Genomic DNA, 24871 nt, shown 5'->3' on the forward strand with positions numbered 1-24871 from the left:
TATTAATGGACAGTGGAATGTTTCGTTCGCTTAGGGTGTTTTCATCTATGCGACCTCAGTGTACGCGAACGAGTCAGGGACGCTCGCCGCCGCGTCCCCGACACCCCAGGCTCCCGGCCAGCAAAATCGCCGCTGCGCGGTTCCCTCGGCTCCATCTCCTCGCTTCAGGTCGGTCGTGATGCTACATCCTGTAGCTCACGACCTCAGCCCCGCATCCCTGCGGGTCTGACCTGGCTCGTCAATTGCGCCTCGGCGATTTTGATGCCGGATTAAAACCCCCTGGCTATGGCTCCGCTGGTGTTGTTCGTTAAGGGTTAACTTACTGCGTATTCCTTTGCTAATCGGCTGACGCCGAGGCCGTTTATTTTCTTCACTTTGATTTGTACCGGGATGCGCTCTTTCATGGCTTCGACGTGGCTGATGACGCCGATGGTTTTGCCGGTGGCGTTGAGGGCGTCCAGCGCGTCGAGGGCAATGTCCAGGGTTTCGGCGTCGAGGGTGCCGAAGCCTTCATCGAGGAACAGCGAGTCGATGCGGGTTTTGTGGCTTACCAGATCAGACAGCGCGAGCGCCAGCGCCAGGCTGACCAGGAAGCTTTCGCCGCCGGAAAGGGTGCGGGTGTCGCGCACCGCGTCGGCCTGCCAGGTGTCCACCACTTCCAGCTCCAGCTCTTCGCTGAGTTTACGCTTCAGTAAGTAGCGCCCGTGCAGCCGGTTGAGCTGCTGGTTCGCCAGCCAGACCAGGTTGTCGAGGGTTAAGCCCTGGGCATATTTGCGGAATTTGTCGCCTTTTTGCGAGCCGATTAAGTGGTTGAGATGCGCCCAGGTCGTCAGATGGTCGCTGGCGTCGTCGATCTGCTGTTGCAACCCCTGTAGCCGTTCTCGATTCTCTGCGTCCTGTCTGATTTGCTGCTTCAGCTCGCCCTGACGGGTGGCATTTTCGCGCAGCGCCTGGCTGAGTTGCGCTATCGCGGCCTGTAGGGCGTCCGGAACCATCGTTAAATCAATCTCAGCAGGCGGGGCTTGCAGGTGCGCGTTCAGCGCCTGTTCCGCCTGGGCCTGCCGGGTTTGCTGCTCGTGAAGCTGGCGCTCGGTTTGGGTTTTCAGCGCGCTCAGGCGTTCCAGCTCGAGCGGTTCCAGCACTGCGGCGAGAAACGCGGCTTCATCTGCAAAATGGCTTTGTGCAAGCAGTTGCTCAAATTCCTGGGTCAGCTGCGCTTCACGGACCTGTTCCCGTTGGCACTGTTCGCTGAGCGTTGCCCACTGGGCTTCCAGCGTCAGGCACTGGTTATGACACGGCTGCCAGCTCTCCAGCGGTTCGCCATCAACCTGTACGGATTGCGCTTCTTCATCCGGCAATACTGCCAGTACCTCATCGCAGCGGGCGAGCAGGTTTTGTAACGCAAGCTGGCGGGTTTGCTGCTGCTGCCACTGCTGCGCTTCCTGCTCGCGCGCCCGCAGCCACTCGGCTTCCTGGGCGTCATCCGGTAGCGTCAGATCCAGCGCGGCAAATTGTTCGCTGAGCGCCTGGTCGCGCGCGGTCATCTCTGCTTCATATTTTGTGATGGCCTGCTGCCTGACGCGCGCGTCGTCCGCCAGAAGCTGGTGCTGTTGCAGCAGATAAAGCTGTTGTTCGTACTGGGTCTGCGCCTCAAGCCAGGGTTCCAGCGGCTGGCTGGCGTCCAGCGTCGCGTCCAGCGCTTGGCACAGCGCTTCCCATTCCGCGCTCAGCGTCTGCGCTTTCTGGGTAATGCCTGCCGCTTCGGCGTCCAGCTCTATCAGCTGCTTTTGCAGCGAGTTTTGCTGGCCGCGCAGCGTCGCGCCCTGTTCGCCCAGCGCCGATTTTTCCTTTTCAAGCTGCTGGTAGCGCGCCTCGCTGTCGTTTGGCTGGATAGCGTTATACGCCTCAATGGCCGGATGGTGGGTGGAGCCGCACAGCGGGCAGGGCGCATCGGGCTGGAGCCGCGCTCGCTCAGCCATCAGGCCCGCAATGGTTTTTTCCAGCTCCCATACCTGAAAGGCGTGCGCCGTCTCTTCCTGTTTCGCTTTGTACGCCGCGCGCTTCTCAACCAGCTGACGATCCAGATCCGCTAACTGCCGGGCAATCCCCTGACGCTGCTGGTCGAGCTGCCCGGCGCGCTGGCGCTGGGCAGCAATATCGCGATGCAACACCGCCAGTTTCTGGCGCTGTCCGCGCTGGGCGGCGGCGCGCTGTAGCTGGCTGTTGAGTTCTTCCGGCGTCAGCGTCAGCGTGACGGGGGCCAGCTGCGCCTGTTTGTTCTTTACCTGATCCCGCGCGGCGCGCAGTTCGCCGAGCCGGCTGCCGTCGCGGCGGCGCTCCGCAAAAGCGGATTTCCAGCCTGCCAGTTCGCTATGCCACTGGCCCCAGCGCTGGTGGGTTTGCATCAGTGCGTTGAGCTGTTCCAGTTCTGACCGTGAGTCGGCGGCGCGTTGGGCGATAGCGGCGCGGATCTGCTGGCGGCGCTGCTTCTCGTTAAGTAAGCGAGTATTTACTTCATCGCGCTGGGTTTGTGTCCGCAGTAGCGCCTGACGCTGGTCGCGGCGCTGCTGCCACAGCGGGCGCAATTTCTCAGCGGGCAGGGCCAGTTCCAGCCGGGCGATATCGGCCTGCGCCGCGAGCCGGGCCTGTTGTGCCTGCGCCAGATCGGTTTGCGTCTGCTGGCAGTGGCGTTCGAGCTGCGCTTTCTGGCTTAGCCACTGGTGATGCAGCTGGTTGCGCTGTAGCGCAGTCTGTAGCGTTTGCTCCTGAGAAGTGAGCGCCTGCAAACTTTCTGCCAGCTGCTGGCGCTGCTCATCACTGAGCAACATCACGCCCTGCGCCTGAGACTGTAATTTTTCCAGATCGATACGCGCCTGCTTATGCTGCTCAAACACCCGCGCGGAAATGATCCCGTAAATCTCGGTGCCGGTCAGTTCTTCCAGCAGCTCGGCCCGCTCCTGGGCTTTCGCGTTCAGGAAGGCGGCAAACTGCCCCTGAGAAAGCATCATCGAACGGGTAAATCGGTCATAATCCAGTCCGGTTAAGGTGGCGACGGCCTCGAGCTTGTCGTTCACTTTATCCGCCAGGATTTTACCGTCGGCGCTGCGGGCCAGCTCCACGCGGGGAGGCTGGAGTTTGCCGTCCGGCAGGTAGCGGGCGCGATACTGGCACCAGAACGCGCGATATGCCACGCCTTTGACTTCAAACTCCACTTCCGCCAGGCACTCGGCGGTGTCGCGGGTCATTAAATCGTTCTGCGACTGGGAGATGGTATTGAGGCGCGGCGTCTTGTGATACAGCGCCAGGCAAATGGCATCAAGCAGGGTAGTTTTCCCCGCGCCGGTTGGCCCGGTGATAGCGAACAGACCGTTGCTGGAAAACGGCTCCTGGGTAAAGTCGATTTTCCATTCGCCCTTCAGGGAGTTGAGATTCTTGAGGCGCAGGCTCAAAATTTTCATGCGTTTTCCTCCTGCTGCATCGTCTCCAGGGTTTGGGCGAACAGGGTCCTCAGCCGGGCGGCTTCATCGTCTTCCAGCGCTTCGCTTTGCAGGCGGCGTTCAAACACGTCCACGACGCTCAGTTCGCTCAGGGTTTCGGTTTCCAGGCGGGCGATGGCCTGTTCCCGCTGCTCGCGGTTGCGGCGTAGCAGGATCACTTCCACCGGCAGGTTTTCGGTCATGGCAACAATCTGACGCTGCATATCGTGCAGGAAGTCGTCGCTGACGATTTCGATATCCAGCCAGGTTTTCGGCTCGGCAGGCGCATCGCGCCACTGTTCAAGCTGCTGCTCAATCTGCGCCAGATTGCCTTTGATCATCGCCAGCGGCTGGGTAACGGGCACCTCCAGCGGGGTGATAGCGGTCAGCGATCCGGCGGAAAACTCCACCAGATTCACTATCTTTGCGCCGCCGGTTTCATCAAAACTGAGCGGGATCGGCGAGCCGCAATAGCGGATATGTTCGCTTTTCGCTACGCACTGGGCGCGGTGAATATGGCCCAGCGCGATGTAATCCGCCGCCGGGAAATGGCTGGCGGGGAAGGCGTCCAGCGTGCCGATGTAGATATCACGCACCGCGTCGGTTTTGGTGACGCCCAGCGCCGTTAAGTGCCCGGTGGCGATAATCGGCAGCGCCCGTTCGCCGCGCAGCCGACAGGCGGCGTCAAAGCATTCCTGATAGTGGCGGGAAATTGCCTCTAACAGTTGCAGCTGTTTTTCGCTGCCCGACTCCCCGGCGCGGCTTCGGGTTACGTCGCGCGGGCGTAAAAACGGGATCGGACACAGCACCGCGCCCGGTTCGCCATTAAGTCTATTGATAATCAGCGCCTGGCCTTCCGGATGATGCTGCGCACTGGCAATCACCCGGGTATTCAGGCAGGCCAGCAGCTCGCGGGATTCATTGAGCGTGGCGACGGAATCATGATTGCCAGCCAGCACGATCAGCTGGCAGCCGGTGGGCTGGAGATCCACCACAAAGCGGTTATACAGTTCGCGCGCGTAGCTCGGCGGCGAGCCGGTATCGAAAATATCCCCGGCGACGATGATGGCGTCCACCTGCTGTTCCGCCGCCGTCTGGCACAGCCAGTTCAGAAAGGCCTGATGCTCCGCGGCGCGGCTTTTAGTATAAAAATTTTGACCGAGGTGCCAGTCTGAGGTGTGGAGGATGCGCATCATCATTCCCTGTGGCGTAAAAGCGAAAGGGGGATTATAACCCTCCTTATACATCACTGTCCTGACGCCAGATTTATACAGCAAACTGATGGGTAATAAGACCGTCATCTTTTTCATAAATCTGTCATAAAACTGACGCATAATGGCGCCGCATTCAGAAAATTCGACTTAATTTGACAGGGCTAATCATGGCGAGACGTATCCTGGTCGTTGAAGATGAAGCGCCAATCCGTGAGATGGTGTGCTTCGTACTCGAACAAAATGGCTTCCAGCCGGTTGAAGCGGAAGATTATGACACCGCGGTGAATCAGCTTAACGAACCCTGGCCCGATCTTATCCTGCTGGACTGGATGCTGCCGGGCGGCTCCGGGCTTCAGTTTATCAAGCATCTTAAACGCGAAGCGCTGACCCGCGATATCCCGGTAATGATGCTGACCGCGCGCGGCGAAGAAGAAGACCGGGTGCGCGGGCTGGAAACCGGCGCGGACGATTACATCACCAAGCCGTTCTCCCCGAAAGAGCTGGTGGCGCGGATTAAAGCCGTGATGCGCCGTATCTCCCCGATGGCGGTGGAGGAGGTGATTGAGATGCAGGGGCTGAGCCTCGATCCCAGCTCCCACCGCGTGATGACCGGCGAAAACCCCCTCGATATGGGCCCTACCGAATTCAAACTGTTACACTTCTTTATGACCCACCCGGAGCGGGTTTACAGCCGTGAACAGCTGCTTAATCACGTCTGGGGCACCAATGTGTATGTGGAAGACCGAACCGTGGACGTACATATCCGCCGCCTGCGTAAAGCGCTGGAGCTGAGCGGGCACGACCGGATGGTGCAAACGGTTCGCGGCACCGGCTACCGCTTCTCAAGTCGTTTTTAATCACGATAACCGGAGAGTGACGCGTGCTGGAACGGCTGTCATGGAAAAGGCTGGCCCTTGAGCTGGTGCTGTGTTGTATTCCGGCCCTGATTTTAGGGGCCATTTTTGGTTACTGGGCGTGGTTTCTGCTGCTGGCGGTCACCGGCCTGTTGGTGTGGCATTTCTGGAATCTGATGCGCCTTTCCTGGTGGATCTGGGTCGATCGCAGCATGACGCCGCCGCCGGGGCGGGGCAGTTGGGACCCGCTGCTTTACGGCCTGCATCAGATGCAGTTGCGTAACAAAAAGCGCCGCCGCGAGCTGGGTAACCTGATCAAACGCTTTCGCAGCGGCGCGGAATCTTTGCCGGATGCGGTGATCCTCACCACCGAAGAGGGCAATATCTTCTGGTGTAACGGCCTGGCCCAGCAGCTGTTAGGGCTGCGCTGGCCGGACGATAACGGCCAAAATATTCTTAACCTGCTGCGTTACCCGGAATTCACCAACTGGCTGAAGGGGCGACAGTTTACCCGTCCGCTCAATCTGGTGCTGAATAACGGCCGTCATCTGGAATTCCGCGTGATGCCCTACAGCGAAGAACAACTGCTGATGGTGGCGCGCGACGTCACGCAAATGCACCAGCTGGAAGGCGCGCGGCGTAATTTCTTTGCCAACGTCAGTCACGAATTGCGTACACCCCTGACGGTGCTTCAGGGCTACCTGGAGATGATGGACGACAAACCACTGGAAGGCCCGCTGCGTGAGAAAGCCATCCACACCATGCGCGAGCAAACCCACCGCATGGAAGGGCTGGTCAAACAGCTGCTGACGCTCTCAAAAATCGAAGCCGCGCCGGCGCTGGTGCTTAATGAGCAAATTGATGTGCCGATGATGCTGCGGGTAGTAGAGCGCGAAGCGCAAACCTTAAGCCATAAAAAACATACGCTTAAGTTTGATGTCGACAACGATCTGAAAGTGCTGGGTAACGACGAACAGCTGCGCAGCGCCATCTCCAACCTGGTGTATAACGCCGTGAACCACACCCCGGAAGGCACGGCGATTACCGTGACCTGGCAACGTGTTCCGCAGGGAGCAAAGTTTTCGGTACAGGATAACGGGCCGGGAATTTCTGCGGAGCATATTCCGCGTCTTACCGAGCGTTTCTATCGGGTGGATAAAGCCCGTTCCCGCCAGACCGGCGGCAGTGGGCTGGGGCTGGCGATTGTGAAGCACGCCCTCAGCCATCACGATGCGCGCCTTGAGATCGAGAGCCAACCCGGCAAAGGCACCACCTTTACGTTTGTGCTGCCGGAACGGCTAATCGCAAATCCTGCCCCGGTACGGCAAATCAGCTAATCCCGCTGTAAAACTTAGTTTCCATGGGCCAGTAAACTGGCCCTTTTGCCGTTTGGTTTCCTTAACTCCTGTCTTATTTTTGACGGTTGTTTGTTTTTTGTTCGCATTAAAAGCCATAACATTTTTAAGATTCTGGTATGAATATCTAACTCACTTCGTGAATGTGGAATAATCTACTGGTTTTTAGATCCCTTATTGCCTTCAAACGTTATAAGCGTTTAAATTGCGCACCTGATGTTGCCAGACTCACTGTAATTTCGTGGTAAACCAAAAAACTATTCTCCGCCACGGCATCAGGTAAGTGTTTTTCGCTGATTTATAACGAAACGACGCTATTTCGCTCATCGCTGGCAGCAAAAACGTCATTCTTTTCAACACCACATCCACAGGCAGTTAGACTTTATGACCCATCAATTGAAATCGCGTGACATCATCGCATTGGGCTTTATGACCTTTGCGCTGTTTGTTGGCGCTGGCAACATCATCTTTCCCCCTATGGTTGGCCTGCAGGCGGGCGAACACGTCTGGACGGCGGCGATCGGCTTTCTGATCACGGCGGTCGGTCTGCCTGTGCTGACCGTGGTGGCGCTGGCGAAAGTTGGCGGCGGCGTTGACAGCCTGAGCACGCCGATTGGCCGTGGCGCGGGCATTCTGCTGGCGACCGTGTGTTATCTGGCCGTGGGGCCGCTGTTTGCCACGCCGCGTACCGCCACCGTTTCTTTTGAAATGGGGATTGCGCCGCTGACCGGCGACGGCGCGATGCCGCTGTTTATCTACAGCCTGATTTATTTCGCGCTGGTAATCCTGGTGTCGCTGTATCCGGGCAAACTGCTCGATACCGTGGGCAATTTCCTGGCACCGCTGAAAATCGTCGCGCTGACCGTTCTGGCGGTTGCCGCTCTGTTGTGGCCTGCGGGCGATATCAGCGTCGCTACCGACGTCTATCAGAACGCGGCGTTTTCTAACGGCTTCGTTAACGGCTATCTGACCATGGATACCCTGGGCGCGATGGTGTTCGGTATTGTTATCGTTAATGCGGCGCGTTCACGCGGCGTCACCGAAGCGCGTCTGCTGACCCGCTACACCGTGTGGGCTGGCCTGATGGCGGGTATCGGCTTGACCCTGCTGTATCTGGCGCTGTTCCGTCTGGGTTCAGACAGCGCGATTCTGGTGGATCAGTCTGCTAACGGCGCGGCAATTCTTCACGCCTACGTGCAGCACACCTTCGGCGGCGCAGGCAGCTTCCTGCTGGCGGCATTGATTTTCATCGCCTGTATGGTGACCGCAGTGGGCCTGACCTGCGCCTGCGCCGAGTTCTTCGCGCAGTATCTGCCGCTGTCGTACCGCTCGCTGGTGTTTATCCTCGGTGGCTTCTCGATGGTGGTCTCGAATCTGGGCCTCAGCCACCTGATCCAGATTTCCATTCCGGTGCTGACGGCCATTTATCCGCCGTGCATCGTGCTGGTAGTGTTGAGCTTCACCCGCGGTTGGTGGCACAATTCCACCCGCGTTATCGCACCGGCGATGTTAATCAGCCTGCTGTTGGGCCTGATTGATGGCGTCAAAGCTTCGGCGCTGGGCGGCATGTTGCCGGCCTGGACGCAGAAAATGCCGCTGGCCGATCAAGGGCTGGCCTGGCTGATGCCGGCGGTTGCGATGGTGGTGATTGCCGCTATTTGGGATCGCGCAGCGGGGCGTCAGGTGACCTCCACCGCGCACTAAAAAAGCCGGACAGATTTTAACCACGGGGCCCGCTCCGTGGTTTTTTTATTGTGTAACCAGGTACTTAACAACATGGATAACGGGACTAAGCTCAAACGCGGTTTGAGTACGCGACATATTCGCTTTATGGCACTCGGCTCGGCGATTGGCACCGGGCTTTTTTACGGCTCCGCCGACGCCATTAAAATGGCCGGTCCGAGCGTGCTGCTGGCGTATATCATCGGCGGCGTGGCGGCCTACATTATCATGCGCGCGCTGGGTGAAATGTCGGTACATAACCCTGCCGCCAGCTCATTCTCCCGTTATGCCCAGGAAAACTTAGGCCCGCTGGCGGGCTACATCACCGGCTGGACCTACTGCTTTGAAATCCTGATCGTCGCCATCGCCGACGTGACCGCCTTCGGCATTTATATGGGCGTCTGGTTCCCTGCCGTGCCGCACTGGGTGTGGGTGCTGAGCGTGGTGCTGATCATCTGCGCCATCAACCTGATGAGCGTTAAAGTGTTCGGCGAGATGGAGTTCTGGTTCTCGTTCTTCAAGGTCGCCACCATTATCATCATGATTGCCGCCGGTTTCGGCATCATTATCTGGGGCATCGGCAACGGCGGGCAGCCGACCGGCATCAGCAACCTCTGGAGCTACGGCGGCTTCTTCGCCAACGGCTGGATTGGTACTGTAATGGCCTTGCAGATGGTGATGTTCGCCTACGGCGGCATCGAAATCATCGGTATTACCGCAGGCGAAGCCAAAGATCCGGAGAAGTCGATTCCGCGCGCTATTAATTCCGTGCCGCTGCGTATTCTGGTGTTCTACGTGGGTACGCTGTTCGTGATTATGTCCATTTACCCGTGGAACCAGGTCGGCACCAACGGCAGCCCGTTCGTCCTGACCTTCCAGCATATGGGCATCACCTTTGCCGCCGGTATTCTTAACTTTGTGGTGATCACCGCCTCCCTGTCGGCGATTAACAGCGACGTGTTCGGCGTGGGCCGCATGCTGCACGGTATGGCGGACCAGGGCAGTGCGCCGAAAGTGTTCGCTAAAACCTCGCGTAACGGCGTGCCGTGGGTGACCGTGATGGTGATGACCGCCGCGCTGCTGCTGGCGGTGTATCTCAACTACATCATGCCGGAGAACGTGTTCCTGGTGATTGCCTCGCTGGCGACCTTCGCCACCGTGTGGGTGTGGATCATGATTTTGCTGTCGCAAATCTGGTTCCGCCGTCGTTTATCTCCGGAAGAAGTGAAGGCGCTGAAATTTAAAGTGCCGGGCGGCGTCACCACTACGGTGATCGGCTTGATCTTCCTGGTGTTTATTATCGGCCTGATTGGCTACCACCCGGATACCCGTATCTCGCTCTACGTTGGCTTCGCGTGGATTGCCCTGCTGCTGGTGGGCTGGGTGTTCAAGCGCCGCCACGACGCCCGCACGCGCCTGACCGCCTAATCTCTTCCATCCCCGCCGCCTGGCGGGGATGTTGTTTTCGCTCTACGCTCAGTGATCTCCACCTGTTAACTCCTCCCCTAAATAAACGCAAAATGAGGAAGGCGGCATGCCGCTGATATGGCATGGTGGCGTCAAAAATTGACCGAGGGGAAATACGATGTTGCAAGCCTGGCACCTTCCGGTGGCACCTTTTATCAAGCAAAACACGCAGCGTCTGACCATCACGTTGTGGCTTTCCGGGGATGATTTGCCGCAGCGGGTCACGCTGCGCGCGGAACGCGATAACGAAGAGACCTCCATTCCCATGACGCGGGTGCGCAAAGCGCCGCAGGAAGGCGTGACTGCCTGGCGGGCGACTATCGCGCTGGACGAGGGGCAGCCGCGCCGCCGCTATAGCTTTAAACTGCTGTGGCCCAGCCGCCAGCGCTGGTTTACCCCGCAGGGATTTAACGATTATCCCCCCGCGCGCCTTGAGCAGTTTGCGGTGGATGCGCCGGATAACGGGCCTTCATGGGTGGCGGAGCAGATTTTTTATCAAATCTTCCCGGACCGTTTTGCCCGCAGCCTGCCGCGCAAGGCCGGGCAGGATAATGTTTACTATCATCACGCCGCCCATCGCGACATTATTCTGCGCAACTGGGACGAGCCGGTCACCGCTGAGGCGGGCGGCTCGACGTTTTACGGCGGCGATTTGGACGGCATCAGCGAAAAGCTGCCGTGGCTGCAAAAGCTTGGCGTCACGGCGCTGTATCTCAACCCGGTGTTTACCGCGCCCAGCGTCCATAAGTATGACACGCAGGATTACCGCCACGTCGACCCGCAGTTCGGCGGCGACCAGGCGCTGCTGCGCCTGCGCGATAACACCCGGCGCGCCGGGATGCGGCTGGTGCTGGACGGCGTGTTTAACCACAGCGGCGATTCCCATCCGTGGTTCGACCGCCATAACGCCGCCACCGGCGGGGCGTGCCATAACCCGGAATCAACTTACCGCGCCTGGTACAGCTTTTCTGAAGATGGCCGGGCGCTGGACTGGCTGGGCTACCCGAGCCTGCCGAAACTGGATTATCAGTCCTCAACGCTTATCGACGAAATCTATCAGGGCGAAGACAGCGTGGTGCGCCACTGGCTACGCGAGCCGTGGGGCATGGACGGCTGGCGGCTGGACGTGGTGCATATGCTCGGCGAAGCAGGTGGGGCGCAGAATAACTTGCAGCACGTGCGCGGCATTACTCAGGCGGCGAAACAGGTCAATCCTGAAGCCTATATCGTCGGTGAGCATTTCGGCGATGCCCGCCAGTGGCTACAGGCTGACGTGGAAGACGCGGCGATGAACTATCGCGGCTTTACGGTGCCGCTATGGGGATTTTTGGCGAATACCGATATCTCCTATGACCCGCAGCATATCGATGCGGAAACCTGTATTAACTGGATGGAACAGTACCGCGCCGGGCTTTCCCATCAGCAGCAACTGCGCATGTTCAACCAGCTCGACAGCCACGATACCGCGCGGTTTAAAACCCTGCTGGGTAAAGACGTTGCCCGTCTGCCGCTGGGCGTGGTGTGGCTGTTTTGCTGGCCCGGCGTGCCGTGCATCTATTACGGCGATGAGGTGGGGCTGGACGGCAATAACGATCCGTTTTGCCGTAAACCCTATCCCTGGGACGCCGAAAAGCAGGACCGCGATCTGTTCGCGCTGTATCAGCGCCTGGCGCGGCTGCGTAAACAGCGGCGCGCATTACGCTACGGCGGTTGCAATGTGCTATACGCTAAAGGGGATGTGGTGGTGTTTATGCGCCTGTGGCAGCAGCAAAAAGTGCTGATCGCCATTAACCGGGGCGATGAAACGCGCATTGAGCTTCCCTGGTCGCCGTTAATGGCGCAAACCGAGTGGCGGCTGGAGGAAGGCAAGGCGCAGTTGACCGGACAATCATTGCTGATGCCTGCGATTTCCTGCGGGATCTGGCGTAACGACTCGCGGTAAATTCAGAAACGCCAGGCTATCTCCTGAACGCGCTTTTTGAAAAAATAGACGGCAATCGCGTATGCCGATAACAAGGAAACGGGCATGGATGGACTGGTGTTTTGGGCGGGGCTGATACTTTTTTTGCTGTTGGTGGTCGCCCCAATCCTGTCGATAATGGCCTGGCGCAGAAGCCATGCCGCGATGGATGAACTGACGCGGCTGCGCCAGCGCGTGACCGAACTGGAATCGAAGCTGGCTGCTGCGCCGCCGCCGGTACAGGTTGCCGTGGCCGAAGCGCCGGAGCCTCAGCCGCATGCGACGGATGAAGCCGATATTATCGCCCGGGTGCAGCGTTACCGGCAGAAACCGCCGGCCGCGGCGGAAAAAACCTCTCCCTGGGAGCCAGCCCAGACACTGGTTGCTGAAACGCGCGCTGTGCCTGACGCCGTTCCTGCGGCGTCAGCGCCCGTTCAGGATGTCCCTCCTTCACTGTTTAGCGGCATGCTGAGTTCGCTGGTGCGCTGGTTTATGCAGGGTAATCCGCTGGCCAAGCTGGGCATACTGCTGCTGTTCCTCGGCCTCGCCTATCTGTTCCGCTACACCGTTGAGCGCGATATGTTCCCGCTGGAATTGCGCCTGATAGCTGCGGCGGTGGGCTCAATGGGACTGCTGTTCTTCGGCTTTAAATTGCGCCATAAACAACCGCTGTACGGCCTGATATTGCAGGGCGGGGCCACAGGCGCGCTGTATCTCACCGTCTTCGGCGCATTCCGGCTGTGGCAAATGCTACCGATGACGCTGGCGTTTGGCCTGTTGCTGCTGATTTGCGCTGCCAGCGTTGGGTTGGCGGTGCTGCAAAAGGCGCTTAGCCTGGCGATGCTTGCCAGCATCGGCGGTTATCTTGCGCCGATCCTGCTGTCAACCGGTTCCGGCAACCACATCGCGCTGTTCTCATTTTATCTGCTGCTCTCGGCGGGCATTCTGGCAATTAGCTGGTGGCAACACTGGCGGGTGCTGAATCTGCTGGGCATGGCATTTACCTTTGGCGTCGCCGGGCTGTGGGGGCTAAATGGCTATCGGCCCGAGATTTATCTCAGCAGCCAGCTGTTTCTGATCGCCAATATTCTGCTGTTCGGCGTGCTGTGCGTGGGGCTGTCGCTGCGTGCGCAGGAGAGCAAAGAAAAGATTATCGACGGGGTGCTGCTGTTCGCGCCGCCGCTGATTGGTTTTGGCATGCAGTACGCCATTACCCGTCATTTTGAATACGGCCCGGCGCTGTCGGCGCTGGGGTTTGGGCTGGTCTATCTCGGCCTGGGCTGGGTCGTGCTGCGCCGCTATCCGGGGCAGGGGAAAATCCTGGTTCTGGCGGCGCTGGCGCTGGGCGGTGCGTTTACCACCCTGGCGATCCCGCTGGCGCTGTCGGCGCGCTGGACGGCGATGGCCTGGGCGCTGGAAGGTCTGGGGATTGTCTGGCTCGGTCTCCAGCAGCGCCAGCGGCGGATGAGCTACAGCGGCACCGGGTTACTGGTGCTGGCGTTGGGTAGCGCGGTTTACGCGCTGTCGCAGCACCTGACGCCGCTGTCGATGATGGTGATTTTCGCTGTCCTGAGCGCCGCCTGGCTGATGGCGGCGTGGCTGTGGCGCGCCCATCAGTGGATCATTAGCCATGCATTACTGGCGGGCGGGATTGCTTTCTGGATCGTCGCGCTGATCGGTTTGGCCGACGCCATCAACCGTTCGTTGAGTCTCGCGGCTATCGTGCTGGCGCTGCTTTGCGCGTCAGTATGGGCCTGGCGAGCCGCCAGCCAGCGCCTTAGCTGGCGGGAAATGGGCTTTGCCCAGTGGCTGCTGTGGCCGGGGATCCTGTTGGCAATTCTGTTCACCGTGCAGCACGGCGATCGTTTGCTGAGCGCTGGCTGGACGGGGTTTATCTGGATCGCGGCGTTCGCCTGTGCAGGCTTGCTGCTGCATAAAGACGGCGATTCACTGATGCCGCGGCTATCGCAGGCAGCACACATCACGCTGTTCTGGCTTCTGCTGTTGGTTATCGGGCTGGAGATTTACTGGTTTATCGATGGATTGCCATGGGGCTCTGATGAATGGCAGGCGGGTATCGTGATGGCAAGCGCGGGGATCGCGATCCTGCTGGTTCACGGCGCAGTACGCCGCAGCCTGTGGCCGGTGCGCGTCTGGCCGCAGTGGTACGCCAGCGTCGGCATCGCGCCGCTGATTGTGCTGGAACTCGCCATGCTGATTTTCAGCAATCTGCTGGATGGCGCGATGTTCAACTGGCGTTGGGTGCCGTTGGTCAATCCGCTGGAACTTGGTGCGGGATATGGGCTGCTGGCGCTGTACGTTGCCGCCCGTTATCTTGAGGCGCATCGTCCGTCCGGCTGGAATAAAGTGGCGCAGGGCGTGCCGCTGATCATCGCCGGGCTGGCCTTCTGGTGGGCCAACGGCCTGCTGCTGCGCACGCTGGCCGCGTATGGCGACGTCGCCTGGCAAGTTGACGCGCTGTGGTCGTCTCGCCTGATCCAGACCACCTTCGCGCTGTTCTGGATGCTGATCGCACTGGTAGTGATGGTGAAGGCCACCCGCAGCACCAGCCGTAATAGCTGGATGGCGGGCGCGGCGCTGCTCGGCGTGGTAATTATCAAACTGATGCTGGTGGACAGCGCGGGCGGCGGCGGGCTGGCGCGGGCCATCGCGTTTATCGGCGTGGCGGTGCTGGTATTGATTGTCGGCTATTTTTCACCGCTGCCTCCAAAGGCGGCGGTTAACAAGGCGGAACCGGAATGAAGGGATTATTAAACGTTATCGTCATGGCTGCGCTCTGGCTGCCGATGGCGGGATTCGCAAACGACACCGCGCCCGATGCGCCGCAGGATTACGCCTGGGGGATGCATCTGGAGAGCGAAGGCGCTTCACCGTTCTGGCAAATCGCGCTGCCGACCCCGGTGTATGAACAAACCGTCTGGCCCGATCTGCGCGATATTCGGGTGTTTAACAGCAAAGGCGAAGCGGTGCCTTTTGCGTTAACGCCGCAGCGCCAGCCGCAGCGCGCGCCGCAGCCGGTGGCGCTTAAAGTCTTCCCGCTGGATATCAAACACGTCAAACAGGAAGGGCAGAATAGCCTGACGGTGAAAATGCCGGGCGGTACGGAAGTGCATCTGGCCGGGGACGACGTGACGCGCATCAGCCAAAGTTTCCTGCTGACCTTGCCCGATGGGCTGAAAACGCCGCTGCCGGTGGCACAACTGCGGCTTAACTGGCCGAAGCTGCCGCAAAACTGGCAGGCGAAGGTCGATCTATTTTACAGCGACAATTTGAAAGAGTGGTACGGATTGTCCGAAGACTCGCCTTTGATGGAGCTTACCGCCGGGAACGACCAGTTGAAGCTCAACACGCTCTCGTCCAGGGTCACGCTCTCTGAAGAGAACTATCGTTATCTGCTGCTGACGGTATACGACGCGCCGCAACCGCTGACGCTGCAAAGCGTCGAAGCGCTCGCACCCGCGGATGATTTCAGCAATGCTTACGTTTATCTGCCTGCCCATAAAGAAAGCGGCACAGCCAGCGAGGCGGTCTATAGTTGGGCGAACCCGCAGCCGCTGGCGGGGCTGGCGATCGCGCCGGGGAATGAAAGCCCGGTATTGCCGGTGGAAATCGAATACCGCCAGCGCGCGGACGATGCATGGCAACCGCTGACGAAAACCGTGCTGTACCGGATTAACGATGCCCAGTCAGAGCCCACATTGTTGAACGGCGAGCAGGTGCAAGCCATTCGGGTGAAGGGCATTAATGCCAACTGGGGTAATACGCCGCCGGAAGTCCAGGGGCTGCGCGCCAGCCAGGCGCTGGTGTTTATTCCTCAGGGCACGGGGCCGTTTATGCTGGCCTGGGGCAACAAAGCCGCTAAACCGCAGGCGATGGCGCTGGATATGGTGATCCCCGAAAAGCTGCGCGGGCAATACACGCTGGATTCGCTACCGGTGGCCACGGAAGCCGACACCGTCACGCTGGGCGGCGAGGCGCGTTTAACGGCGGTCGATCCGGCGGAGCGCCGCAGCCAGTGGATGACGATGCTGATTTGGGGCGTGCTGGTGATTGGCGTGCTGGCGCTGCTGGGCGTTGCGTACCGGCTGTGGCGGGAAGTGAAAACCAAAGCCTGACGCCATAAAAAAAGGCCCGCAAGCGGGCCTTTTCTCTGAATCTGTCATTACAGCTTAGCGACGTTCTCGCTCAGGTATTTTGCTACGCCGTCCGGAGAGGCGTTCATACCTTCTTTGCCTTTTTCCCACTGAGCCGGGCACACATCGCCGTGCTCTTCGTGGAACTGCAGCGCGTCAACCATACGCAGCATTTCGTCGATGTTACGGCCCAGCGGCAGGTCGTTAACCACCTGGTGGCGAACCACGCCTTCTTTGTCGATCAGGAAAGAGCCGCGCAGCGCAACGCCTGCGTCCGGATGCTCGATGCCGTAAGCCTGCTGGATTTCACGTTTGATATCGGCAACCATCGCGTACTGAACCGGGCCAATACCGCCTTTATCAACCGGGGTGTTACGCCATGCGTTGTGAACGAATTCAGAGTCGAAAGAAACGCCAACCACTTCCACACCGCGTTTCTGGAATTCAGCGTAACGCTTGTCGAATGCGATCAGTTCAGACGGGCATACGAAGGTGAAGTCCATCGGCCAGAAAAACAGCACGGTCGCTTTACCGTTGATGTGTTTTTTAAAGTTGAAGTTTTCAACGATTTCGCCACTTCCCAGAACGGCTGCAGCGGTAAAATCCGGTGCCTGACGAGTTACCAGTACCATGAGGACTCCTTGGTGTTATTTAAGGTGAGTAGAACGCAACGCGGGCCAGTATAGAGACATCGCAGCGGTTCACAAAGATGAATAAACCGATTATTCAGATAGGTTTTGCCTATTGATAATTGAATTTGCTGTGTGCAGTCCACAAGAATAGCCCTTTTTTGCAAAAGGGCAATGTTTACCTTAAGAGGTTGTGAGGGCTACAAGGTTTTCTGCTGCGCCATCGCCATCATGCGCGGATAGAACTGCCAGAACTGCTGTTCCAGCCGATCGTAATGGGCATCCAGATCGCCCCAGCTCTGTTGCAGCGCCGCCAGTTTTGGTCTACGGCTCGCCATACCGTTCAGCACGTTGCCGATAAATGCCATCTCGCTGTAGCGCTCAAGCCAGCGTTCGGACCACAGATACTGGTTCAGGTTGATGAAGCGCGGCGGCGTCAGCGGCAGATGCTGGCCTATTTCACCCTGGGCCTGGGCCACGAAGCGCGGTAGTGCCAGGTCGGGTGAGAGCGTATCCCAGTGGCGCGAGACAAAGTGATCCCACATCACATCCAGCGCAATGGGCGCGACGCGGCGGGTTTCCGGACGAAACCAGGTTTTCGCCTCCAGCACTTCCGGCAGGCTGTCCGTCAACACATCTACCCGGCGATGCATATAAATCCCGGCCACCACGTCGGCGGAATAGTCGCCCGAGGGATCGCCGCGCACGAAGTCGGCCAGCAGATTGCCCAGCAGCGAGCTGTCTGAGAGCCGGGCGAGGTGGAGATGGGCGAGAAAATTCATGTATTGTCCCAATAAAAGCGTTAACAAGGTGAACGGGTTGCAGCTAAAGCGCCCCGGCACTAGACTATAGCGCCTGTTTTTTCGAGCTGGATTAACAGACTATTTTACTTGCTGGTGAGCAATAGCGCCTGTTAGCGCGCAAAACTCGCCGAGCTTTGACAAAAACTCCTGTTAAGCAGGCTCTACGTTTTAGTGTGAATTGCCATGCGCGTTGCCGATTTTTCCTTTGAATTACCTGAATCCCTGATTGCTCATTACCCGCTGCCAGGCCGGAGTTCCTGCCGTTTGCTGTCTCTTGACGGTCCAAGCGGCGCGCTGACGCATGGCACTTTCACCGATCTGCTGGAAAAGCTCAACCCGGGCGACCTGCTGGTATTCAACAATACCCGGGTGATCCCGGCGCGGATGTTTGGCCGTAAAGCCAGCGGCGGCAAGATTGAAGTGCTGGTGGAGCGCATGCTCGATGACAAGCGCGTGCTGGCCCATGTGCGCGCCTCGAAAGCGCCGAAGCCGGGCGCGGAACTGCTGTTGGGCGAAGACGAAAGCGTCAAAGCCACCATGACGGCGCGCCACGACGCGCTGTTCGAAATTGAATTTAATGATGCGCGTGCGGTGCTGGATATTCTCAACGATATCGGCCACATGCCGCTGCCGCCGTACATTGACCGCCCGGATGAAGAGTCCGACCGTGAACTGTACCAGACGGTGTATAGCGCCAGGCCGGGCGCGGTCGCTGCGCCTACCGCCGGGCTGCATTTCGATGAACCGCTGCTGGAAAAGCTGCGCCAGAAGGGCGTGGAGATGGCGTTTGTCACGCTGCACGTCGGCGCAGGGACGTTCCAGCCGGTGCGCGTCGACAGCATCGAAGATCACATCATGCACTCTGAATATGCCGAAGTGCCGCAGGATGTAGTGGATGCGGTGCTGGCCTGTAAAGCGCGCGGCAACCGGGTGATCGCGGTGGGCACCACCTCGGTGCGTTCGCTGGAAAGCGCGGCCCAGGCGGCGAAAAACGATCTGATCGAACCGTTCTTTGATGATACCCAAATCTTTATCTATCCGGGCTACCAGTACAAAGTCATCGACGCGCTGGTGACCAATTTCCACCTGCCGGAATCCACGCTGATCATGCTGGTGTCGGCCTTTGCCGGGTATCGCCACACCATGAATGCCTATCAGCAGGCGGTAAATGCGCAGTATCGCTTTTTTAGTTACGGGGATGCGATGTTTATCACGTACAATCCGTCGGCGATTGCTGAGCAAATTGGCTAAGACCCATAAATCTATTACCAAATAACGCCTTAACCGGGCGTTATTGATTTTCAGCGCGGGGCTGACTCCACGCTGTAAGCATAATCATCAGACTGTCTCTCTGATGCAGGAGAAAACATGAACTTTGAATTACAGACCACCGATGGTCGCGCCCGTCGCGGTCGGCTGGTGTTTGAGCGCGGCGTGGTTGAAACGCCTGCGTTTATGCCCGTCGGCACCTACGGCACCGTTAAAGGCATGACGCCGGAAGAAGTTGAAGCCACCGGCGCGCAGATTATCTTAGGCAACACTTTCCACCTGTGGCTGCGTCCTGGCCAGGAAATCATGAAGCTGCACGGCGATCTGCATGATTTTATGCAGTGGAAAGGGCCGATCCTTACCGATTCCGGCGGTTTCCAGGTCTTCAGCCTTGGTGATATTCGCAAAATCACCGAGCAGGGCGTGCACTTCCGCAACCCGATTAACGGCGACCCGATTTTCCTCGACCCGGAAAAATCCATGGAAATTCAGTACGATCTCGGTTCCGATATCGTGATGATTTTTGATGAATGTACGCCGTACCCTGCCGACTGGGATTACGCCAAACGCTCGATGGAAATGTCGCTGCGCTGGGCGAAACGTAGCCGCGATCGCTTTGATTCACTTGGTAATAAAAACGCGCTGTTCGGGATTATCCAGGGCAGCGTTTACGAAGATTTACGTGATATCTCCGTCAAAGGGCTAGTAGAGATTGGCTTTGATGGCTACGCTGTCGGCGGTTTGGCTGTGGGCGAGCCGAAAGAGGATATGCATCGCATCCTTGAGCACGTTTGCCCGCAGATCCCGGCAGATAAACCACGATACCTGATGGGCGTAGGTAAACCGGAAGATCTGGTGGAAGGGGTGCGTCGCGGCATCGATATGTTCGACTGCGTTATGCCTACGCGTAACGCCCGTAACGGTCACCTTTTCGTCACCAATGGCGTGGTGAAGATCCGCAATGCGAAGCACAAAAGCGACACATCGCCGCTGGATGAAGAGTGCGATTGCTACACCTGTCGCAATTATTCACGTGCTTACTTGCATCATCTCGATCGTTGCAACGAAATACTGGGTGCCCGTCTCAATACCATTCATAATCTTCGCTACTATCAGCGCTTAATGGCTGGTTTACGCAAGGCTATCGAAGAGGGTAAATTAGAGCACTTCGTTGCGGATTTTTACCAACGCCAGGATAGACCGGTTCCACCTTTGAATGTTGATTAATTAAATAATGAGGGAATTTTAATGAGCTTTTTCATTTCTGATGCGGTAGCGGCAACTGGTGCTCCGGCGCAGGGCAGCCCGATGTCACTGATTCTGATGCTGGTGGTGTTTGGTCTGATTTTCTATTTCATGATCCTGCGTCCGCAGCAAAAGCGCACCAAAGAGCATAAAAAGCTGATGGACTCCATCGCCAAGGGTGATGAAGTGCTGACTAACGGCGGTCTGGTTGGTCGTGTGACTAAAGTAGCGGAAAGCGGCTACATCGCTATCGCGCTGAACGACACCACTGAAGTAGTCATCAAGCGTGACTTCGTCGCAGCCGTCCTGCCGAAAGGCACCATGAAGGCGCTGTAATCTTTCGTTTTCCCAAAGGGAACTGCCGTGTTAAACCGTTATCCTTTGTGGAAGTACATCATGCTGGTCGTCGTCATTATCGTCGGCCTGCTTTATGCCCTTCCCAACCTGTATGGTGAGGATCCGGCTGTTCAAATCACTGGCGCGCGCGGCGTCGCCGCCAGTGAGCAAACGCTGAATCAGGTCCAGAACACCTTAAATCAACAAAAAATTGCCGTGAAGTCTGTAGCACTGGAGCAGGGCAGTATTCTTGCGCGCTTCGATTCCACGGACACCCAGCTCCGCGCGCGTGAAGCGCTGATGGATGTGCTGGGTGATAACTATGTAGTCGCACTTAACCTCGCGCCGGCAACCCCGCGCTGGTTAACGTCTATTAATGCTGAGCCGATGAAGCTGGGTCTCGACCTGCGCGGCGGCGTTCACTTCCTGATGGAAGTGGATATGGATACTGCGCTGGGCAAGCTCCAGGAGCAGAACATGGACAGCCTGCGTAGCGATCTGCGTGAAAAAGGCATCGCGTACACCAACGTGCGTAAAGCCGATAACTACGGTTTGAACATCGTCTTTCGCGACAGCAATGCCCGCAATGAAGCGATTTCTTATCTCTCGCCGCGCCATCGCGATCTGGTGATCTCCAGCCAGGGCGATAACGCGCTGCGTGCGGTAATGACCGACGAACGTCTGAAAGAAGCGCGTGAATACGCGGTACAGCAGAACATCAACATCCTGCGTAACCGTGTTAACCAACTGGGCGTGGCGGAACCGCTGGTTCAACGTCAGGGCGCTGACCGTATCGTGGTCGAGCTGCCGGGTATCCAGGACACGGCGCGCGCGAAAGAGATTCTGGGCGCTACCGCGACGCTGGAATTCCGTCTGGTCAACACCAATGTCGATCCATCCGCTGCGGCGGCTGGCCGTGTACCGGGCGATTCCGAAGTGAAGCAAACCCGTGAAGGGCAGCCGGTTGTGCTGTTCAAACGCGTGATCTTAACCGGCGACCATATCACCGACTCCACGTCCAGCACCGATGAGTACAACCAGCCGCAGGTGAATATTTCACTGGATAGCGCGGGCGGTAACATCATGTCGAATTTCACCAAGGACAACATCGGTAAGCCGATGGCGACCCTGTTTGTGGAATATAAAGACAGCGGTAAAAAAGACGCCAACGGTCGTGCGATTCTGGCTAAGCAGGAAGAAGTGATCAACGTGGCGAATATTCAGTCGCGTCTGGGCAACAGCTTCCGCATTACCGGCATCAACAACCCGAACGAAGCGCGCCAGCTTTCCCTGCTGCTGCGTGCCGGTGCGTTGATTGCGCCGATTCAGATTGTTGAAGAGCGCACCATCGGCCCAACGCTGGGTATGCAGAACATCACCCAGGGTCTGGAAGCCTGTCTGGCGGGCCTCGCGGTCTCTATCCTGTTTATGATCGTCTTCTATAAGAAGTTTGGTCTGATTGCCACCACGGCGCTGATTGCTAACCTGGTGCTGATTGTCGGGATTATGTCGCTGTTGCCGGGAGCAACGCTCACCATGCCGGGTATTGCGGGGATCGTGTTAACCCTTGCGGTCGCGGTGGACGCCAACGTACTGATCAACGAACGTATCAAAGAAGAGTTGAGCAACGGGCGTTCAGTGCAGCAGGCGATCGACGAAGGCTATAAAGGCGCGTTCAGTTCCATCTTCGATGCGAACGTGACCACGCTGATTAAAGTGCTGATCCTGTACGCAGTGGGTACCGGGGCGATTAAAGGCTTTGCAATTACCACCGGCATTGGCGTGGCGACTTCGATGTTTACCGCAATTGTCGGTACTCGTGCCATCGTGAACCTGCTGTACGGCGGCAAACGCATCAAGAAGCTGTCTATTTGAGGAGTGCGTTGTGGCACAGGATTATACTGTTGAACAATTGAACCACGGCCGTAGAGTCTATGACTTTATGCGCTGGGATTACTGGGCCTTCGGCATCTCAGGTCTGCTGCTTGTCGCCTCGATTATTATCATTGGCGTAAAGGGCTTTAACTGGGGTCTCGATTTCACCGGCGGTACGGTCATTGAAATTTCGCTGGAAAAACCGGCGGATATGGATCTGATGCGTGAATCGCTGGTGAAAGCGGGCTTTGAAGATCCGCTGCTGCAAAACTTCGGCAGCAGCCGCGACATCATGGTGCGTATGCCGCCTGCGGAAGGCGCAACCGGCGGCCAGGTTCTGGGTAGCAAAGTGGTGAGCGTGATTAACGACGCCACCAGCCAGAATGCCGTGGTGAAGCGTATTGAGTTCGTCGGCCCGAGCGTGGGCGCGGAACTGGCGCAAACCGGCGCAATGGCGCTGCTGGTAGCGTTGATTTCCATCCTTGTTTACGTCGGGTTCCGCTTCGAGTGGCGTCTGGCGGCGGGTGTGGTTATCGCGCTGGCGCACGACGTGGTGATCACCATGGGCGTACTGTCGCTGTTCCATATTGAAGTGGACCTGACGATTGTCGCGTCGCTGATGTCGGTTATCGGTTACTCGCTGAACGACAGCATCGTGGTATCTGACCGTATTCGTGAAAACTTCCGCAAGATCCGCCGCGGGACGCCTTACGAAATCTTTAACGTGTCATTGACCCAGACGCTGCACCGTACCTTGATCACCTCCGGTACCACGTTAGTGGTGATCCTGATGCTGTACCTGTTTGGCGGCACCATGCTGCAGGGCTTCTCCCTGACCATGCTGATCGGTGTTTCCATCGGTACTGCGTCGTCCATCTACGTGGCGTCCGCACTAGCGTTGAAACTGGGCATGAAGCGCGAGCATCTTATCCAGCAGAAAGTGGAGAAAGAGGGCGCCGATCAGCCTTCGATTCTGCCTTGATGCGTATAGCGTGAATAAAATCCCGGCCAGCAAGCCGGGATTTTTTTTGCCTGTTGGCGGCGCAATGTTTACTGTGGATTGGCCAGGATCATCAGACCCGATCACAAGGAGCGATTTGCCATGACCGAACCACGCCGCATCGTTGTCAAAAACATTCCCCAGCCGGACTGCTGGCTGGATGTGCCGTCCGTTCCCCTGACGGACGCCACGCTGAAAAAACGTAAAGCCCGGGTGCTGGCGCGCATGGCGCAGCTGTCGCTGGAGACGCTGATCGTCTATGCCGATAAAGAGCACGGGGCCAACTTCGAATACCTCACCGGGTTTATCCCGCGCTTTGAGGAGGCGCTGCTGGTGCTCCATCAGAATGGCGAAGCGGTGCTGGTGCTGGGTAATGAAAACCTCAAGCTGGCGGCCCACGCCCGGCTGGAAAACCGCGTGGTGCACGCGCCATGGTTCTCGTTGCCCAACCAGCCGATGACCAATGCCGCCTCGCTGCCGGATACGCTGCGTTTAGCAGGCCTGGCGGATAAAAAACGCATCGGCGTGGCGGGCTGGAAGCTGTTTACCAGCGAGTACGATGACAATACTCAGCTATTCGATTTGCCGTCATTTATTGTTGATTCGCTGCGTGCAGCGGTGACGCCCGATTGCGTGCTGACCAACGCCACCGGCGTGTTTATCTCCCCGGCCAACGGGGCGCGCGTCATTAACACCGCCAATGAGCTGGCGCACTACGAGTACGGCGCAAACCTCGCCTCAACGGCCATCCTTCAGGCGCTCAACGCCATCGAACCGGGTAAAACCGAAAAGCAGATCGGCGCGCTGCTGGCGGCGGAAGGGCAGGCCAATAACGTGATTATGATTGCCGCTACCGGCGAGCGCTTCGCCAGCGCCAACCTGTATCCGAGCGATAAAGTGATCCAGCGCGGGGATAAATTCTCCTTAACCACCAGCTACAAAGGCGGGTTAAGCAGCCGCGCCGCGTACGTGGTCGCGAATGAAACCGAGCTCAATCCGGCAGTGGCGGATTATCTCGATGTGGTGGCGATCCCTTATTACCGCGCCGTGGTGGGCTGGCTTGAGCGGATGCGCGTCGGGGTTACCGGCGGGGAAATATACCAGCTAATCGAAACTCTGCTGCCGAAAAGCGAGTATCACTGGCACCTCAATCCCGGTCATTTAGTGGCGGATGAAGAGTGGATGTGTTCGCCGATCGTGCCTGATTCAGCGATTCCCTTAGCCAGCGGTATGCTGCTGCAAATCGACATTATCCCGTCGCGGGCAGGGTACGCCGGAGCCAGCATTGAAGATACCGTGGCGCTTGCCGATGCGGCGCTGCGCGCGGAGCTGGCAAGGGATTACCCGGCGATGTGGACGCGCATTATCGCAAGGCGCGATTACATACAGCGCTATCTGGGGATTCGGCTTTCTGAGGACGTTTTACCGTTATCCAACACCGTGGGGTATTTGCGCCCGTGGCTGCTGGATCAAACGCTGGCGCTAGGCTGCGCCGAGTGAAAAAACGCCGGT

The 24871-nt window shown here is 58.1% G+C and carries 17 protein-coding genes; 13 read left to right on the plus strand and 4 right to left on the minus strand.

The window, feature by feature from the left end; genetic code table 11:
• Positions 1–314: 314 nt before the first annotated feature.
• Both sbcC and sbcD read right to left on the minus strand, forming a co-directional pair.
• Entirely contained in the window at positions 315–3458 is a 3144-nt protein-coding gene (sbcC, locus tag FND52_RS06010; RefSeq protein ID WP_144130058.1) for an exonuclease subunit SbcC, read from the minus strand.
• The gene (gene sbcD / locus FND52_RS06015; RefSeq protein ID WP_144130558.1) at positions 3455–4669 is read right to left on the minus strand and encodes an exonuclease subunit SbcD; all 1215 of its coding nucleotides are present in this window, start codon (positions 4667–4669) and stop codon (positions 3455–3457) included. The genes sbcC and sbcD overlap by 4 nt, the downstream gene beginning before the upstream one ends.
• Before the next feature lie 188 nt (positions 4670–4857).
• Here sbcD and phoB point away from each other — a divergent pair, with 188 nt between their 5' ends.
• From phoB to FND52_RS06050, 7 genes are all read left to right on the plus strand, one after another.
• Positions 4858–5547 carry a phosphate response regulator transcription factor PhoB gene (gene phoB / locus FND52_RS06020; RefSeq protein ID WP_002437058.1) on the plus strand — a complete coding sequence of 230 codons (690 nt, stop codon included), beginning with the start codon at positions 4858–4860 and terminating at the stop codon, positions 5545–5547.
• 23 nt (positions 5548–5570) lie between these two features.
• A complete protein-coding gene (gene phoR / locus FND52_RS06025) occupies positions 5571–6881 on the plus strand; it encodes a phosphate regulon sensor histidine kinase PhoR (RefSeq protein WP_144130060.1) in 1311 nt (436 codons plus the stop codon).
• 402 nt (positions 6882–7283) lie between these two features.
• On the plus strand, positions 7284–8603 hold the full coding sequence (gene brnQ, locus FND52_RS06030; protein WP_144130062.1) for a branched-chain amino acid transporter carrier protein BrnQ: 1320 nt from the start codon (positions 7284–7286) through the stop codon (positions 8601–8603).
• A 72-nt stretch (positions 8604–8675) separates the two neighbouring features.
• Positions 8676–10049, plus strand: coding sequence for a proline-specific permease ProY (gene proY, locus FND52_RS06035; RefSeq protein ID WP_144130064.1), 1374 nt, complete (start codon positions 8676–8678; stop codon positions 10047–10049).
• A 157-nt stretch (positions 10050–10206) separates the two neighbouring features.
• Positions 10207–12030, plus strand: a complete 1824-nt coding sequence (malZ, locus tag FND52_RS06040; protein WP_144130066.1) for a maltodextrin glucosidase — start codon at positions 10207–10209, stop codon at positions 12028–12030.
• An 84-nt stretch (positions 12031–12114) separates the two neighbouring features.
• A complete protein-coding gene (locus FND52_RS06045; protein ID WP_144130068.1) occupies positions 12115–14811 on the plus strand; it encodes a DUF2339 domain-containing protein in 2697 nt (898 codons plus the stop codon).
• Positions 14808–16184, plus strand: coding sequence for a DUF3999 domain-containing protein (locus FND52_RS06050; RefSeq protein ID WP_144130070.1), 1377 nt, complete (start codon positions 14808–14810; stop codon positions 16182–16184). The genes FND52_RS06045 and FND52_RS06050 overlap by 4 nt, the downstream gene beginning before the upstream one ends.
• A gap of 47 nt (positions 16185–16231) precedes the next feature.
• Here the strand turns inward: FND52_RS06050 and FND52_RS06055 are convergent, their stop codons facing one another.
• Positions 16232–16834 carry a peroxiredoxin C gene (locus FND52_RS06055; protein ID WP_125295525.1) on the minus strand — a complete coding sequence of 201 codons (603 nt, stop codon included), beginning with the start codon at positions 16832–16834 and terminating at the stop codon, positions 16232–16234.
• Positions 16835–17031: 197 nt separating this feature from the next.
• Positions 17032–17613, minus strand: a complete 582-nt coding sequence (gene acpH / locus FND52_RS06060) for an ACP phosphodiesterase (RefSeq protein WP_125295524.1) — start codon at positions 17611–17613, stop codon at positions 17032–17034.
• Positions 17614–17817: 204 nt separating this feature from the next.
• Here acpH and queA point away from each other — a divergent pair, with 204 nt between their 5' ends.
• The 6 genes from queA to FND52_RS06090 all read left to right on the plus strand — a co-directional run bounded on the left by queA (position 17818) and on the right by FND52_RS06090 (position 24859).
• Entirely contained in the window at positions 17818–18885 is a 1068-nt protein-coding gene (gene queA / locus FND52_RS06065; RefSeq protein WP_144130072.1) for a tRNA preQ1(34) S-adenosylmethionine ribosyltransferase-isomerase QueA, read from the plus strand.
• A 117-nt stretch (positions 18886–19002) separates the two neighbouring features.
• Positions 19003–20130, plus strand: coding sequence for a tRNA guanosine(34) transglycosylase Tgt (gene tgt / locus FND52_RS06070; protein ID WP_144130074.1), 1128 nt, complete (start codon positions 19003–19005; stop codon positions 20128–20130).
• A gap of 21 nt (positions 20131–20151) precedes the next feature.
• Entirely contained in the window at positions 20152–20484 is a 333-nt protein-coding gene (gene yajC, locus FND52_RS06075) for a preprotein translocase subunit YajC (RefSeq protein WP_000007630.1), read from the plus strand.
• Between the two features lie 27 nt (positions 20485–20511).
• Positions 20512–22359 carry a protein translocase subunit SecD gene (gene secD, locus FND52_RS06080; RefSeq protein ID WP_144130076.1) on the plus strand — a complete coding sequence of 616 codons (1848 nt, stop codon included), beginning with the start codon at positions 20512–20514 and terminating at the stop codon, positions 22357–22359.
• Between the two features lie 10 nt (positions 22360–22369).
• Positions 22370–23341, plus strand: coding sequence for a protein translocase subunit SecF (secF, locus tag FND52_RS06085; protein ID WP_125294036.1), 972 nt, complete (start codon positions 22370–22372; stop codon positions 23339–23341).
• A 120-nt stretch (positions 23342–23461) separates the two neighbouring features.
• Positions 23462–24859 carry a M24 family metallopeptidase gene (locus FND52_RS06090; RefSeq protein ID WP_144130078.1) on the plus strand — a complete coding sequence of 466 codons (1398 nt, stop codon included), beginning with the start codon at positions 23462–23464 and terminating at the stop codon, positions 24857–24859.
• Positions 24860–24871 lie beyond the last annotated feature (12 nt).

This window comes from Atlantibacter subterraneus (assembly GCF_007570865.1).
Classification (GTDB): domain Bacteria; phylum Pseudomonadota; class Gammaproteobacteria; order Enterobacterales; family Enterobacteriaceae; genus Atlantibacter; species Atlantibacter subterraneus.